The organism is Oceanobacillus halophilus, from assembly GCF_003628505.1.
GTDB classification, from domain to species: domain Bacteria; phylum Bacillota; class Bacilli; order Bacillales; family Amphibacillaceae; genus Oceanobacillus; species Oceanobacillus halophilus.
Window position 1 is genome coordinate 33540 of sequence record NZ_RBZP01000015.1, and the last position, 15964, is coordinate 49503.

The 15964-nt window shown below is 37.1% G+C and carries 18 protein-coding genes; 9 read left to right on the top strand and 9 right to left on the bottom strand.

The window, feature by feature from the left end; all coding sequences use genetic code 11:
* Window positions 1–183 (bottom strand): hypothetical protein, encoded by a 183-nt coding sequence (locus D8M06_RS14845; protein WP_121205302.1) that lies wholly within the window; start codon window positions 181–183, stop codon window positions 1–3.
* Between the two features lie 303 nt (window positions 184–486).
* On the opposite strand from D8M06_RS14845, the gene D8M06_RS14850 reads away from it, so the two are divergent.
* Window positions 487–1638 carry a CapA family protein gene (locus tag D8M06_RS14850; RefSeq protein WP_121205304.1) on the top strand — a complete coding sequence of 384 codons (1152 nt, stop codon included), beginning with the start codon at window positions 487–489 and terminating at the stop codon, window positions 1636–1638.
* Window positions 1639–1740: 102 nt separating this feature from the next.
* Here D8M06_RS14850 and D8M06_RS14855 read toward each other — a convergent pair whose 3' ends face one another.
* Window positions 1741–2433: a DUF1129 family protein gene (locus tag D8M06_RS14855; RefSeq protein ID WP_121205306.1), complete on the bottom strand. Its 693-nt coding sequence runs from the start codon at window positions 2431–2433 to the stop codon at window positions 1741–1743.
* The gene (locus D8M06_RS14860) at window positions 2434–2760 is read right to left on the bottom strand and encodes a PadR family transcriptional regulator (RefSeq protein WP_121205308.1); all 327 of its coding nucleotides are present in this window, start codon (window positions 2758–2760) and stop codon (window positions 2434–2436) included.
* A gap of 165 nt (window positions 2761–2925) precedes the next feature.
* Here D8M06_RS14860 and D8M06_RS14865 point away from each other — a divergent pair, with 165 nt between their 5' ends.
* The gene (locus D8M06_RS14865; protein ID WP_121205310.1) at window positions 2926–3747 is read left to right on the top strand and encodes a DUF368 domain-containing protein; all 822 of its coding nucleotides are present in this window, start codon (window positions 2926–2928) and stop codon (window positions 3745–3747) included.
* 14 nt (window positions 3748–3761) lie between these two features.
* Entirely contained in the window at window positions 3762–4112 is a 351-nt protein-coding gene (locus D8M06_RS14870) for a thioredoxin family protein (RefSeq protein ID WP_338322987.1), read from the top strand.
* Between the two features lie 717 nt (window positions 4113–4829).
* Here the strand turns inward: D8M06_RS14870 and D8M06_RS14875 are convergent.
* Complete coding sequence (locus tag D8M06_RS14875) at window positions 4830–5450, bottom strand: VOC family protein (RefSeq protein WP_121205315.1); 621 nt, start codon at window positions 5448–5450, stop codon at window positions 4830–4832.
* Between the two features lie 133 nt (window positions 5451–5583).
* Between D8M06_RS14875 and D8M06_RS14880 the strand changes: the two genes are divergently transcribed.
* The 5 genes from D8M06_RS14880 to D8M06_RS14900 all read left to right on the top strand — a co-directional run bounded on the left by D8M06_RS14880 (window position 5584) and on the right by D8M06_RS14900 (window position 9681).
* A complete protein-coding gene (locus D8M06_RS14880; protein ID WP_121205317.1) occupies window positions 5584–6153 on the top strand; it encodes a GNAT family N-acetyltransferase in 570 nt (189 codons plus the stop codon).
* A gap of 12 nt (window positions 6154–6165) precedes the next feature.
* Window positions 6166–6861, top strand: a complete 696-nt coding sequence (locus D8M06_RS14885) for a response regulator transcription factor (RefSeq protein WP_121205319.1) — start codon at window positions 6166–6168, stop codon at window positions 6859–6861.
* A complete protein-coding gene (locus tag D8M06_RS14890) occupies window positions 6858–8210 on the top strand; it encodes a sensor histidine kinase (RefSeq protein WP_121205322.1) in 1353 nt (450 codons plus the stop codon). Before D8M06_RS14885 ends, D8M06_RS14890 begins: the two co-directional genes overlap by 4 nt.
* Window positions 8211–8312: 102 nt before the next feature.
* Window positions 8313–9077 carry a PepSY domain-containing protein gene (locus D8M06_RS14895; RefSeq protein ID WP_121205324.1) on the top strand — a complete coding sequence of 255 codons (765 nt, stop codon included), beginning with the start codon at window positions 8313–8315 and terminating at the stop codon, window positions 9075–9077.
* Window positions 9078–9153: 76 nt separating this feature from the next.
* The gene (locus D8M06_RS14900) at window positions 9154–9681 is read left to right on the top strand and encodes a hypothetical protein (protein WP_147404983.1); all 528 of its coding nucleotides are present in this window, start codon (window positions 9154–9156) and stop codon (window positions 9679–9681) included.
* Window positions 9682–9729: 48 nt separating this feature from the next.
* Here D8M06_RS14900 and D8M06_RS14905 read toward each other — a convergent pair whose 3' ends face one another.
* The 5 genes from D8M06_RS14905 to D8M06_RS14925 all read right to left on the bottom strand — a co-directional run bounded on the left by D8M06_RS14905 (window position 9730) and on the right by D8M06_RS14925 (window position 14956).
* Window positions 9730–11307: a bifunctional metallophosphatase/5'-nucleotidase gene (locus tag D8M06_RS14905; RefSeq protein ID WP_121205329.1), complete on the bottom strand. Its 1578-nt coding sequence runs from the start codon at window positions 11305–11307 to the stop codon at window positions 9730–9732.
* A 96-nt stretch (window positions 11308–11403) separates the two neighbouring features.
* Entirely contained in the window at window positions 11404–12201 is a 798-nt protein-coding gene (gene phnE, locus D8M06_RS14910) for a phosphonate ABC transporter, permease protein PhnE (protein ID WP_121205331.1), read from the bottom strand.
* Entirely contained in the window at window positions 12201–12950 is a 750-nt protein-coding gene (phnE, locus tag D8M06_RS14915) for a phosphonate ABC transporter, permease protein PhnE (RefSeq protein ID WP_121205389.1), read from the bottom strand. The genes phnE (D8M06_RS14910) and phnE (D8M06_RS14915) overlap by 1 nt, the downstream gene beginning before the upstream one ends.
* 62 nt (window positions 12951–13012) lie before the next feature.
* On the bottom strand, window positions 13013–13789 hold the full coding sequence (gene phnC / locus D8M06_RS14920; protein WP_121205333.1) for a phosphonate ABC transporter ATP-binding protein: 777 nt from the start codon (window positions 13787–13789) through the stop codon (window positions 13013–13015).
* A 183-nt stretch (window positions 13790–13972) separates the two neighbouring features.
* A complete protein-coding gene (locus tag D8M06_RS14925) occupies window positions 13973–14956 on the bottom strand; it encodes a phosphate/phosphite/phosphonate ABC transporter substrate-binding protein (RefSeq protein ID WP_121205335.1) in 984 nt (327 codons plus the stop codon).
* Window positions 14957–15390: 434 nt separating this feature from the next.
* On the opposite strand from D8M06_RS14925, the gene D8M06_RS14930 reads away from it, so the two are divergent.
* Window positions 15391–15783 (top strand): YppG family protein, encoded by a 393-nt coding sequence (locus tag D8M06_RS14930; protein WP_158591799.1) that lies wholly within the window; start codon window positions 15391–15393, stop codon window positions 15781–15783.
* Window positions 15784–15964: the final 181 nt, after the last annotated feature.

The following is a 15964-nucleotide window of genomic DNA, read 5'->3' on the forward strand; positions in this document are numbered from 1 at the left end:
CTATTTTCGTTTGTTTTTCTTCTTTTCATTAGGAATATATTTGGTGTAATACGCTGCAAAAATAAGACAAATAAACGCAAGTCCCCAGCCAGCTATCCCACTCCAATACAAATCTAGTTTAATTCCCATGAAAATAAAAAAGATACTTAATAAGATAAATATAGACGTTAAATAGCGTTTCAAAAAAACCACCCCTAAATGTAAGACGACTTTTATTACAATATGTATATTCGTAAAAAGGAATATATGTTAAAACCTACTTATAGTATAGCAAATAAAAAAATACAGTTGTAGAATGATATCGAAAATCAAAATCTACTGGTGGTTACTAACCAGTGTTATTTCGTTCCATACGTTTGAAATTAGAAAAATGTTTCACATACGTAAATGGTGTTTGTGGATTGTTTTGTCATTATCTATAGTTTTTTGTCATATAGCGCTAGTATTCGTGATATGATAAAAATAAAAAGGCAGAGGAGTAATAATATGTATAGAAGAATAGCTACAGTTCTTCTTATGTTTAGTTTCTTTTTGGTAGCGTGCGGGAATACAAATGTCAGTCTTAGCAGTGAGAATGCTGCAATCAAGGAAGTTACTTTGCAAGCGAAGGAACAGAAGGTCATCCAACGCGAGATAACACTTTCAGCTATTGGTGATATGCTCATACATAGTCCCGTTTATCACGATGCAAAGACTGAAAGCGGTTACGATTTTGTGCCGATGCTTGAGAAAGTTCGACCCTATTTAGAAAGGGAAACAATAACCATTGCGAACCAAGAGACGATGATAGGTGGAGAAGAACTAGGGTTGTCCACATATCCTTCCTTTAACAGTCCGCATGAAGTAGGGGATGCTTTAAAAGAAGTGGGAGTTGATGTTGTAACTATCGCTAATAATCATACATTGGATCGAGGAGAAAAGGCGATACAACGTGCGATTGAACATTGGGAAAGTATTGACATGATGTATGCAGGCTCATTTAAAGATATGGAAGATAGAGAAAAGTTAAGAGTTTATAAGACGAAAGAAGGAGTTTCTGTAGCGTTTTTATCGTACACCTATGGTACAAATGGGATTCCTGTCCCAAATGGGAAAGATTTCTTAGTCAACCTTATTGATAAAGAATTGATTGCCGGTGAGATAGAAAAAGCAAAAAATAAAGCAGATGTCGTTATTTTAAGTCTGCATTTTGGCAATGAGTATGAGCGGCTTCCTAATAAGTCACAAAAAGATCTGGTCCAATTTGCAGCCGATCAAGGCGTGCACGCTGTTATCGGGCATCATCCCCATGTGCTTCAACCCCTAGATTGGGTGGAAGGAAAGAACGGAAATAAAACCTTGGTCGCTTATTCACTAGGTAACTTCTTATCCAATCAACAAGGCTTATATAAACGTATTGGAGGGATTTTGAATTTCTCTGTTACAAAGACGGAGAAAGGGGATGAAGTCGATATAGAAGTTCACTCTCCTGAATTCTTACCTACATATGTGACATTCAACTCGGACTGGTCGGATTATCAGGTTGTACCAATGTATCAGTTAACAAACAAGGAACTTTCAGGAGCAGAGAACCACTATGAAAAAATCAAGGATCATATGTCTCAATGGATGCCTGAATTGGAATTCATAGAGAATTAATGGAGCCTGATCGCTAAAATGTTAACGGACAAGACTCCCCGGCAGAGGCTTGTTCTACATTGCCTCATCCTCCATGTATAGAGGCAATCTATTCCGTTATTTTTATTTTGTCATTCGATACTTATGGTTGAACAAGATAGTTGCAACGAGAAGAACTAGTCCTAAACCAATAATAACTGGGTAGTAAAGATTAACAGTAGTTCCGAAATCAGGCATAAGAAATAAAACAGCTAATGATAAACCAATGTATACAGTACAAATAAGCCAGAGTTGAAGAAACTCGATCCATTTATTGGGTTTTTTTTCTTTAAAAGTGGAGGATTTTATCCATTTAAGGAGGATGATGATCCATATAGTTAATAACAGCAAATCGAGAATGACAATGGAAATACCTGATCCGATTGGAAAGGTTAAACTGCCGGAACCGATATCAAATAATAGATGTAAAAGATAGCCACCTATCCCTGTAAATAGAGTGATAATCGCAAATAGATTGAGAATCATAAAAAGTATAAAACGAACATGATTGGAAGTTTTCTCAGCGGGTATTTCCTGAATCAATTCATCACAATATGCTTTTAAATCTTCCCCAAAAACATCCTTTGCAGTTTTCCCATTGGCTTGTGCTTTTAATAAATGATCCAATAATTCTAATAAAACTTCTTCGGTTTGCTGTTCTGATTTGTTTGCGTTTGTTCGAATATAAACAACCATATCAAGGTAAAGCGATTCATTTTCCTTATTTAACTTCTTTCTTCTTTCGTTATTTAATTGAATATAATCTTTGGCAATCATTTAATCTCCCCCCCTTATAATCGTATCCACTGGTTTCTTTAAGGATTCCCAATGGTAAATAAACGAATCTAAAGCTTTTTCTCCCTCTCTCGTTAACTGATAATATTTTCGTTTCGGTCCAGATTCTGATTTTACCATTTCCCCAATAATTAAGTTTTCTTTTTGAAGTCTTAGTAAGATTGGATAAATGGAACCTTCACTGACATCCGTTAAGCCAAACTCCTGCAATTTCATGGAGAGTTCATAACCATACGTTGGTTTCATTCTTATGATGGAAAGAATACAACCCTCTAGGATACCTTTTAGTAATTGACTTCGTTGGGACATAATTTTCATCTACCTTGTATTGCAATATAGAAATTCCTAGATAAGCTACCTTGCAATACAAAGTAGCTTAGGTTTATTATACATTTTTATATATAAATATCAAGTGAATTTTGGTATGATGAGGATATGTTTTGAATCGATGAAATGTAAGGGAGATATACATTAATGGAATGGAAGAATATTTACCGTGGTTTAATAATGGGAGCAAGTGATGTAATTCCCGGTGTAAGTGGAGGAACACTTGCTGTATTACTAGGAATTTATGATCGACTTATTACATCTATTAATGGTTTTCTAAGCAAGGAATGGAAGAAACATCTAGGGTTTTTAATACCATTAGGAATTGGAATTCTAACAGCTATTTTTCTATTAGCTAATATTATTGAATGGCTTTTTGAACATTATCCTGGTCCAACTCAATTTTTCTTTTTGGGATTAATCTTAGGCGTATTACCTTACCTGTTTTATAAAGCCGATGCAAAGCACTCATTTAAAGTGAATCACTTGATCCTATTAGGAATAGGCGTATTGATTGTAGCATCTATGGGCTTCTTCAATCCGAATGAAGGTACAATTATAGAAGATGTTACAGGATCAACCTATGTGATGTTATTCTTTTCTGGGTTTGTTGCTAGCAGTGCAATGATTATTCCTGGAATTAGTGGTTCGTTTATGTTACTACTACTTGGTATGTATGCAACAATCATTTCAGCTATAAGTAATTTGCAATTAGATATTATCGCAGTAACGGGTATGGGAATCGTTGTGGGCATTGTTGTGATGAGTAAAGTAATCAATTACTTTTTATCCAATTATTACACAGGGACCTTTGCCATCATTATTGGACTAGTGATAGGATCGATTTTCGTTGTATTTCCTGGGTGGCCGACAACAACTCCTTTGTTAATACTTAGTGTTGCAACATTTGCAGCGGGATTGTTTGTTGCTTATATTCTTGGTAGAGTAGAATATAAAGAAAAGGCTTGAGCATATGGAAGATAATAAAAAGTAAACAAAAGAGGTGGACTAAAATGGAACATATTCAAACACAAGAAAAATTTAATGAAATTATAGCGAGTGAAGAGCCTGTCATTATAAAATTCTTTGCAGATTGGTGTCCAGACTGCAAACGAATGGACATGTTTATTGGTGACATTTTAGAGGAATTCAAAAATTATGAGTGGTATGAAGTTAACACAGATGAAATAAAAGGAATCGCTGAAGAGTATGAAGTGATGGGAATCCCAAGTATTCTTATTTTCCAAAATGGAGAAAAACTAGCACATCAGCATAGTGCTTACACAAAGACCCCAGAATCTGTTACAGAATTCCTGCATCAGCAATTAGGTTAAAGAAAATAGAGTAGATTAGGTATTTAATAACGCACAGGAGATAGCAAATATCTTTTGTGCGTTTTTTTAAAAGGCTCTTTTCTCAAAGATTGTTGCTTTTTGACATGACTTAGCCTTAGTTTTTGTATATATTGCTAATTCTTTAATAAGAATAAATATTTAATCTAGTATTTTGTTGATTGTGGGACAGACTTATCGGCATAGCATAATAGCATATTAGGAAGTTCATAGCACCCAATTAGCGAAGGAAATACATGAAGACTCCTTGAAAAAAGAAGACCACTTTTTTCTGCGTGCGATGTTTCGCTGCCGAAGCGTTCCTGGTCCTGAGGGAAGAAGAGCATAGGTGAGACTACGTAGTGAGGGAACTACTTGAATAATCTTCCTCGTTCCCTTGCGCCGAGAAAGCCCGCTTCGAAGCACTACTGGAAGACGCAGGCGCACACGCACACGCTTTTCAGCACGAAGGAGGCTCACCAGCTCCCCTAAGGTGCGCGTAGTGTATTTCCGTAGCGGTGTTAACGAATCGCTCCATTAGTCATTTATTCGAAATTAAATATATTCGGAGTTTCTATCAACAATGACATTCAATAGCAACATAAAATACGACAAGAGGCTTTAATACAAGGAAAAGATAGTGTAGAACCGTTCTATGTGACAACACACGGTGAACATGCGAGTAAAGCCACTTAGCGATATTGCTATCCAACAACAAATCTAGTTTAATTCAAAGGACATTCGATCGCCTATTCGAATAAGGGAATTTTCTAAGGAACTATTATTATTGATAAATTTAGTTTGATATATATTGCTAAATTGATTTTCATCAGCTGGAGTTTTCATAACCTTTATACGCCTATTGTTAATCAAACTGCTGTCAGCTGGGATATTTTTTCCATTATTCCATTCGATTAGAAAGGGGAGATTGGATGATTCCATAGGAAAGAGCATTTTCCATTCCAACATGGTATCATCTGGTTTTTTCCTGCTGCCTGGAATAGGACCGATAAAAGAAATGTCCGTCTTATAGAAGTATCGGACGTAATAATCCATTTGGTTGGTGCGCAATGCATATTGAATGGTGCCTTCTATACCATTTTCCAAGGCGGCAACAAGTTGATGGATAAGTGGATTATCAGAACGTTTCGCAGTAGCTATATCCATCACTCCGAGCCATTCCAAATAACAGTCATTTTGAAAATATGCTAAAAAATTATAGGTTCCCCAAATCTCATGCTTTCCTCCTTCTATAACTTCTACATCAAACCTTCTAGCAAATTCCTCTGCATCTGCTTTAGGATTTCTTGATGCAATGACGATATGATCTAAAGCTAACATATAAAGAACCTCCAATTTGTTAATAATATGAAAATATAAACGATTATATCGTAATTATAATTGGTTCTTTGTATAATGGAAACTAGAAAAGATAATTGAATACAGGTTGATAGCTGGGAATGGGAGGAGTTATATGGTGAAAAATCCATTGCTTATTGATTTTCCCCATGAATTTCATACACAACGTCTATTTCTGCGCTTGCCTTTACCAGGGGATGGTAAACTGGTGTATGATGCGATGAAAGCGAGCCAGCCTGAATTGGCGAAGTGGCTGACCTTTGCCAGAGGTGAACAAGAAATAGAAGAAGCAGAACTTAGTGTTAGGGAATCACACATTGATTTTCTAAGGAGAAAAGATTTGAGGCTCCATATTTTTCAACGGGAAAATGGTATATTTATTGGTTCAACTGGATTACACCGAATTGATTGGGCCGTGAGAAAATTTGAAATTGGCTATTGGATTGATACGAGATATAGTGGCAAGGGATATATGACAGAAGCGGTTGAAGGGGTGACAACTTTTGCCTTTTATGCTTTATTGGCGAATCGAGTGGAAATGAGAATAGATTCAGAGAATAAGAAGAGCAGAGCTATCCCTGAGCGTTTAGGATATAATCTAGAAGGGATTTTACGGAAAAATTCCATTGGAAACAAGCATGCAGACTTACGTGATACATGTATCTATGCAAAAGTTAGAGAATAAGCAGGTGAAATGATGAGTGAAGCAAAAATATTAATAGTAGAAGATGAACAGAAGATTAGCAGAGTGCTGCAACTTGAACTGAAATATGAAAATTATATTACCGAGATTGCAGATAACGGAAAGCTTGCTCTTGAATTAATGAAAGAAAAGGACTGGGATTTGGTACTATTGGATATTATGATTCCGGAACTGAGTGGGCTTGAAGTCTTACGAAGAATACGAAGAACAGATGAGACTACTCCGATTCTCTTGTTGACTGCAAGAGATGAGATCCATGACAAGGTGAGTGGATTGGATTTAGGTGCCAATGATTATATTACTAAACCATTCCAAATCGAAGAACTTTTAGCAAGGATTCGTGTTCATTTACGGAAGCCAAAAGAAGTAAAAAAAGTAGAAGGAAATCAAATCTCTGTTGGTGATTTAATTGTTGATGTCGACAGTCATGAAGTGAAAAGAGGGAATACGCTAATAGATCTTACCGTCAGAGAGTTCGATTTACTGGTTTGTTTGTTAAAGAATAAAAATATAGTACTAACTAGGGATCAGCTTATCGAACAAGTGTGGGGATTTGATTATTACGGTGAAACCAATGTTGTTGATGTGTATATTCGCTATCTAAGACAGAAGATAGATAAAGGATTTGATAAGCCATATATCCAAACCGTTAGAGGGGTTGGTTATACGATAAAGGATTCAGATAGATGAAACTAAAAACAAAAATTCAGGTTTTTTCAAGTGTGTTTATGCTTGTGTTAGTACTAATGGCTAATACTTCTATTTATTTTTTCTTTTATAAAATGAGTGCCAATACGGAACTAGAAGAACTGGAAGTGGTGACGAATGATGTCATTAAGGCCTTGAATGACAACCCTACGATCGATCCGGGTGATTTACTGAAAGCGTATTTACCAGCAAATGGGATGATTCGTGTCGTATTAGAAAGCGAAGTAGCCATGTTGGAATCAATGAGGTCAGAAGATTATCGAGCACTTGGATGGGAATTTTCTCAATCGGAATCAAAGGAGATTGTTTCAAAGAAAGATGCACCTGATATTGCTGTTATTCAAAAGCCAATGATATGGGCAACAGGCAATCACAAAGGGGAAATTGTTACAATTCAAGTATCAAATCATATGGTGTCCCTCCATGAAACAATGAATACATTGCTTTATGTTCTAGGTATCTTATCCATCATTATGTTAATCCCGGTTATCATTGCAAGCTCGGTATTGAGTCAATTTTTACTCAAACCAATACAAAATTTGATTAAAACAATGAAAGGGAATACGCAACAAGGAAATTGGCAAAAGATAAATGTAGAAAATCGAACACACGATGAAATTTATGAAATGGAAAAAACATTTAATGAAATGATTGACTATCTGAAAACAAGTTACGAAAAACAGGAGATGTTTGTATCAGATGCATCTCATGAGTTAAAGACACCAATCCAGATAATTAAAAGCTACGCGCAGTTATTAGAAAGAAGGGGAACGGCAAATCCAGAGGTTACAAAGGAATCGATAGAAGCAATAGACACGGAAGCGGAACGGATGAAAAAATTAGTGGAACAGATGCTTTCCTTAGCGAAAAATCAACAGATTAACTATAGTGAAAAAGTTAATGTTAAGGAAATTATAGAAGAGACTGTTTCTATGTTTCGCGGAATACATGACCGGGATTTGAAACTTATTATGGACAATTCAGACTTAGTTATTCCTGGCAACAGCGATCAGTTAGAGCAGGTTATATATATATTAATTGATAATGCCATTAAGTACAGCAAAGAGGCAATAGAAATACAGGCGTATCAGCAAGATGATTATGCTGTCTTCCGTGTAAAAGATTATGGACAAGGAATATCTAAGGAAGAACAGGAAAGAATTTTTGATCGATTCTACCGTGTGGATAAAGCTAGGAGCAGGGATACTGGTGGCACTGGATTAGGTTTGGCAATTGCAAAATCAATAGCAGAGTCACATGGAGGGTCTTTGTCTGTGGAAAGTAAACTTGGCGAAGGATCAACTTTCACTTTGAGGTTAAGCCTTATATAATAAGTCTTTACTATTTTCTCATCAAATTCTAATCTTTATCACATCCTCCTTTCATGTAGTTTGTTTAGACTAAAGGTAACCAATAAATAGGAGGTAATCACTATGAAGAAGAAAGTTATAGCTGCAATTGGTGCGATGGCTGTTGCTGGAACAATTGGTTTTGCATTTTCTCAGTCAGGAGTTGTCAATGCTGATCCGAAGCTTTCGGCGAATGAAATCCGAGAACAAGTAAATGCAGAATATCCAGGTACAATTACAGAATTGGAATTAGATAAAAAAGGAAAAAACTCTGTATACGAAGTAGAGGTTGAATTAGAGGGTAAGGAATATGAATTAAAAATAGATGGTGATACAGGGGAAGTAATAAAACTAGAAGAAAAGGTTATTTCTCAAAAAACAAAACCAAAGTCAGATGATAAAGACGACAAGCAGGCTGATGATAAGCAGAAAAAAGAGAAAGTAGAAATTACCGAGAAAAAAGAATCAACAAACAAAGATAAGGCAGAAGAGGTCAAGACGGAGGACAATAAAAAAGCGGAGACCAAGTCAGATGACAGCCAGGATGATAAAAAGGCGAAGACCAAGTCAGATGCCAAGCAGGATGATAAACCGAAAAAGAGTACCAATGATGTAAAAGACAATAAAAGTTCTTCTAAGAAAACAGTTATAGGTAGCAATCAAGCGAAGAAGATAGCCTTACAAAACTTTGACGGCACAATTGAAGAGTTAGAATTAGATGACGATGACGGCCGGTTAGTTTATGAAATCGAAATGTATAAAGGAAACAGTGAAGCAGAGATTGAAATTGATGCATATACTGGTGAAGTTCTTGTTATAGAGATTGAAACAGAAGACGATGATGATTAAAATAAGATATATGTAAAAATGCTGTCATGGAGGGTCGGGCAGCATTTTTTGTTGTGTTAGGGGAGTGTGGGGGCGGTTGATAGAGCGGAGGTGGTGGTTGGTAGGGAGCTCAGGTCGGTTGATAGAAAGGAAGCCGCGGTTGATAGAGAGTCCAGGTCGGTTGATAGAAAGGAAGTCGCGGTTGATAGGGCTCCCAGGTCGGTTGATAGAAAGGAAGCCGCGGTTGATAGAGAGCTCAGGTCGGTTGATAGAAAGGGAGTCACGGTTGATAGAGAGTCCAGGTCGGTTGATAGAAAGGAAGTCGCGGTTGATAGGGCTCCCAGGTCGGTTGATAGAAAGGAAGCCGCGGTTGATAGAGAGTCCAGGTCGGTTGATAGAAAGGAAGTCGCGGTTGATAGAGAGCCCAGGTCGGTTGATAGAGAGGAAGTCGCGGTTGATAGAGAGGCCAGGTCGGTTGATAGAAAGGAAGTCGCGGTTGATAGAAAGCCCAGGTCGGTTGATAGAAAGGAAGTCGCGGTTGATAGAGATCTCAGGTCGGTTGATAGAGAACCAGATTCGATCGATAGACCCGCCACCGTGCCAAACCAACCCCAAAAAAATGTAATAAAAAGACGGCCATACCCATCAGTGTATTAGCCGTCTTATCATCCCATTAAGATTTCACAACAAAATTATCTATAACCGTCGCATGCACTGTTTGGTGCTTTTCAAAATATTCCCGAATTAGTTCAACAGCATCTTTTTGTATTTCTTTCACAATCGGTTTATTTTTAAACATATCGTAATTTCCGCCGCCACTGGCACGGTAGTTATTTAAAACGACATGATAGGATGCTTCGTCTTTTAGTGGTTCCCCGTGATAAAAAATGGATTCTACTCTTGAACCGATTGGTTGTCTCACATTAATTGTATAGTTGATTCCTTCCCACATGTCATAATTATAATGCTGTGGTTTTGGTGTGATGTAGGAGGGATTAACGTTAAGTTCTCCATTTGGATCAAGTATGAAATAGGCAGCACTTTTCTCTAGTGCGGCTTTGATGTCTTTGCCGGTTAATTCGAGCACGACTAACGTGTTTGGGTACATATAGTTGGAGACAATATCCCGCATGGTAACAACGGAGTTAAATCCTGTAGATTCATTGTTTAATAAAGAAGTCACGGAGATATCGACCCCGCTTGCATTCATTTGCACTTCTTGTATAAGTTGAATGAATGGATGCTTTTTTAGTCTTGCTTTAAAAGGATCTTTAATGGTCATATCTCCTTTGATGTATCCAGTTGGTTGATCAAGCCATTTCTGAGTGGAATCTTCTACATCTTTCATGTAGTCTAAGATTTCCGTATCCGAATCGGTATTATCTAGAGAGTGAAGATGACCTACTTTATGTGTGAGATTCCATTTAGATTTTTCTTTTTCAAGAGAAATTTGCACTTCTCCATAGTTAAGGCAATTGTTTCCTGGTTGGATAACTAGTACATTATTGATTTCACTGACTAATTTGCGGTGCTGGTGGCCGGTTAGTAGTATATCGATACCTTCAATTTCCTCACACATCTGATAACCTTGGTTTTCTCCAGTTAAATTTTCTGTTGGTTCCCCAGTTTCTATATCTCGTTCCAAACCACCATGGTAAGAAACAATTAGAACATCAGGATTTTCTGTTTCCCGAATATAAGGAACCCACTTTTGCAAGCTGGTGAATGCGTCGGCAAATTGCAATCCTTCAATATGGTTAGGAGATTCCCAATTTGGAATGTAATGCGTAGTTACTCCGACAATTGCCACTTTTATTCCGTTAGATAAAGTTTTCATCATATAGGGAGGGCCAAAGTAGGGAGTCTTTGTTTCTTTATCCAGAATATTAGCTGCGAGCCAAGGATAGTTTGACTGCTGAACAGCATCAGTAAGCACTTTTTTTCCGAAGTTAAACTCATGATTGCCAATAACACCAGCATCTATGTTAATTTTATTCATGATGGCAATCATGGGATTTTCACGACGGTTATGTTCTTTTACATAATGTGTCATTAATGGCGTTCCTTGAATTAAGTCACCATTGTCAATAACAAGGACATGTTCATTATTTTCTCGGATTTGTTTAACCGCAGTGGCATACTTGGCAAGTCCAAGGTCTGCTGGTTCATTCGTTCCATATATTACAGGCATGGCATTACCATGTACATCGCTTGTATATAAGACGGTGATAGTTGCTTTATCTTTAGGCAAATGAATACATCCTTTCTAAAAAAATCCGGCTCTGTTTATGTTCTTGTTCATGTAAGTAAATGCCCCACTTAAAAAAGCGGGGCATGATCCTATCTATTATACAATCTTACGCCTAATTCTCGCAGAAGCAAAGTCGATAATGGTAACTACGATAATAATGGCTAGTAGTATGGTGCCCATTTCATTCCAGTTACGATTATTGGATGCGAAAATAATCATCGTTCCAATACCACCTGCACCCACAATACCTAAAATGGAAGATGCACGAATGTCTACTTCAAATCGATAAATAGCATAGGATAGAAATTCTGGAATAATTTGTGGCATAACCGCATAGAAAAGTATTTGGATGCGGTTAGCACCATTGGCTTGCATTGCTTCCACAATATCCATATCAATCGATTCAATAATTTCAGAGAACATTTTCCCTAACATACCGGTAGAACCAATTGCAATGGCGAGTACCCCGGCAAAGGCGTTAGGACCAACAGCAACTACGAAAAGAATGGCTAATATAATGTCAGGAAATGCACGAACGGCAGATAGTATCCATTTGCCGATGACAGACAGATATTTCCCCATCATATTGTTAGCAGCTAGAAATGCTATTGGAACTGCTAAAATTGCTGCCATAAGGGACCCTGCAAATGCAATAAAGACGGTTTCTAGCATAGCAAGAGCAACTTCACTGGTTGCTGACCAATCAGGGCTAAGAAGTTTAGGGATAACTCGCTGAAAATTATTCAACGCTCTTTCAATGACCCTGCTCCATTCTATATCGATTCCTGTAAAGGTCCATACATACAACCCAATTACTAAAAGGGTTATTACTATTGTTTTTATTTTTTTCCATAACGAATTCTTCGGTTTTGGAGGAAGGGAATAATTTTCCATTATAACAAGGCCTCCCTTATCTTATTACTAATAAACTCAATGACAATAACAACAACGAATATAAGAATTATAATTGCCATAGCATTTGGATAATTATAGAAACCTAATTGCTGATTTAGAATTAACCCGATACCACCCGCACCAACTAAACCAAGTACAACAGATGCGCGTATATTAATTTCAAATACATAAAGTACTAGTGATGCAAATTGTGGTGCTACTTGTGGTACGAGCGCATACCAGATAACTTGCAGCGTATTTCCGCCAGATGCACGCATAGCCTCCATTGGATTCATATCAACGGATTCAATCGTTTCACTGATTAACTTAGCTAATATTCCTAACGAAAAAACAATCAATGCTAATATCCCAGGGAAAAGACCAATCCCAAATAGCCCGACAAATAGTACTGCAAGAACTAAGTCTGGAATTGTACGTAATATATTTAGGAACGTTCTTGTTAAATAATAAAGAGGCTTAAATGTTGTTACATTTTGCGCCGATAACAAAGCAAGTGGAACAGTTAAGATGGCAGATACGGTTGTTGCCAAAATAGCCATCTGAATGGTCTGTGCCATTGGTTCCCATATTGCTGGTAATACGGCGAAATTCGGCGGAAAGAACTTCTCTATTACAACATACATATTTCCTAATGCGCCGCCAATTCCACCGACCATTTCTCGCTGTGTCCAGTACATACTAAACAGGTAAATTCCTATGATAACGAAAAAGATAAGTGTTACCTGCATTTTTGTTTTGGCGGGATATATGGATGGTGTTTTATCAGCGGTCAAAGAAGGTTTTTCCTTTGTCACGATTTATTAGCCCCCCCACGCAAGTCGTCCTCTCGTATGGAACGGCCATAGATTTCTTCAAAGGTTTGTTCACTAACCTCTGATACTGGCCCATCAAAAACGACCTCACCAGCACGCATTCCAATAATTCGATCTGCATATTCCATCGCCATATCAATAAAGTGTAAATTAACGATTGTTGTAATATTATCTTCTTTATTGATTTTTTTTAGATATGTCATTACTTGGTGTGAGGTTGGTGGATCAAGAGATGCAACAGGTTCATCAGCTAATATGTAGTTTGGCTGTTGTGTCAGGACACGTGCGATACTGACGCGCTGCTGCTGTCCGCCACTCAATTCATCTGCGCGATTATAGAGTTTTTCTTCAATATTTACTCGTTTCAAACTTTCATATGCTAGTCCAATATCCTCTTTCTTATAGAGGTTGAGAATAGAACGCAATGTCCCGGTGTGGCCTAAACGTCCTGCTAATACATTTTTTAACACATTAGAACGTTTTACTAAATTATAATTTTGGAATATCATGCCCGTTTTTGTCCGGAGTTTGCGTAAATTCTTCCCATGATAGGAAAGAATATCTTCATTGTCTATTAATAGAGAGCCAGAGGTAGGTGTAACTAGACGATTGATACTGCGGATGAATGTAGACTTTCCAGCACCGGAGAGTCCGACAATAACCACAAATTCTCCGTCATTAATCTTTACGTTTATGTTCTTTAAGCCTTGTGTGCCATTTGGGTAAACAAGGCTAACATCTTTAAACTCTATCATTCTGTGAAAATCCCCCAATATTTTTATGTATATTACATTGAACTTCAGGATAGAAACAAAGGCTTCTCATTGTTAGCCTAAGTTATACTTATGCAGAAAACAGCTTTTAAATTATCTACTCTGCAAAAAAAGGGGAGTACAATCTCCCCTTTACAGTAGTTATATAGATTTAAGTTTTTATATTTATTCTAGTGTAATATTATCTTTAAACTTCGCATACGTGTCTTTTACAACTTGGTACTCTTCATCTGTTGCTTCATCAATAGCATCCCAGTTGTATACTTCATTCATGATAGAAATCATTTCTTCGTCATCATTAAATGATAAGAAGACGTCTTTAATCTGTTGTACGAATTCTTTATCCAATTCTTTGGTTACAGAAATCGTATCATTTGGAATTTCATCTGTATAACCAAGAATGGTTAATTCATCCATCACATCCGGATATTCTTCTTCTAATTCCGTACGAACATCATCAAACGTAGTTGCGACGTCAGCTTCTCCTTCGTAAACAGCAATTGCAGAGTTGTCATGACCACCAGTTTGAGTTGTTCCACTGAAGAAATTAGCTTCTAATTCAGCAGATGTGTCATAACCAAATTCCTCCATCAATTGACTGGCAGGGAATAAATACCCAGAAGTAGATGTTTGATCACCGTAAGCCCAGATTTTTCCTTCTAAGTCAGCTAAGGATTCAATACCTGAATCGGAGCGTACAACATACTGTGCTTTATACGTACCAGAACCATATCGAATGGATTTTAAGATAACTTCTACATCATATTGCTCATTTGCCAAAACATAGCCAAATGCAGGGATAAATCCAACTTGTACTTGATTAGCACCCATAGCTTCTACTAGTGCGTTGTAATTAGTCATTACTTGTCCTTGAACTTCAATTCCTAACTCTTCCCCTAAACGCTCTGCTAAAGGTTCGACTGTGTCAGCAATTGTATCAGAATCTTGAGATGGTACAAATCCTATAACTAATGTTTCTGGAATCATACCTTCACTTTCTTCGGTGCTTTCTTCATCAGAAGCAGATTCTTCAGATCCAGAATCCTCTGTTTCTCCTCCGTTGCTTGAATCGGATTCATCAGATCCGCCACACGCTGCTAGAAAAATTGCCAAAGCAAGTACTAGCAAAAGACTTAATAACTTTCTCATTTTGGCCCTCCTATGTATTAGAAAAATTAAAATACCTTACATAGTTATTAAATACTATCTTGCTAAAAAATACCAGCCTTTTTATAAAATTTTTACTTTTAATTTACAAACGTTATTTTTGGTTATAACTAAAAACGTTTGTTTTCTGTCGTGAACATCAATTATTGTTAACTATCTGTAAAATTTTTGTTTCTCTCCTTTACCTATTGATTGCAAGGATCAAAGAAGATGAATCAATTAGTACCTCGCTGCTGTGTCTTCCAACACGCTGTTCCCGTAGGACAAGTAATACTTCAGAAGCTTGTCATCGGGCAAAAAAAATTGATCTTATTTTCGAGGAGTATCCGTAAGTTTGATTTAAGGGTTAATATCTCACACATTTTCGGTGAATGCATATTTTATTTATAGGTATGAATGAATAAAGAGGTGTTATGATGTATTCTAGATCTTATTATAATCGTCCGTCTCCTTACCCAGAATATTGGTCTTATGATTATTCAAATTATCCACCTGCTGCACCACAGGAGATGAATTATCCACAAGCACCGATTGGCGGACAATCAGCAAACATGACCCCATACGATTATTTTCAAAAACCCGAACAACCGATGAATTGGCCGAATAATGTGCCTTTTGAACAGAATCAATTTTCACAGCAGCCTCAAACCCCTCCTAATGTCATGTCACATTTCCAAAAGGAAAATGGCCAATTAGATCTTGATAAGGTCCTCGGTACAGTAGGTCAGCTTGCTAGTACGTACCATCAAGTTGCTCCAATCGTGCAACAATTCGGATCATTTATGAAAAACTTTAGAGCAGGAAGCTGATAACCATGTATAAGAAATCAGCTTCCTTTTTGATAGGAGATAATTGGTGGCTGATGGGATGAAGGAACCTGTCCTGCTAGCTACCAGATCAAAAGTCATTTAAATAGTATCTTTTAAGCAGAATATAGGAAAAAACAAATATTTTCTTGGATAATAGGAAGTATAAGGATAATTAATTGAA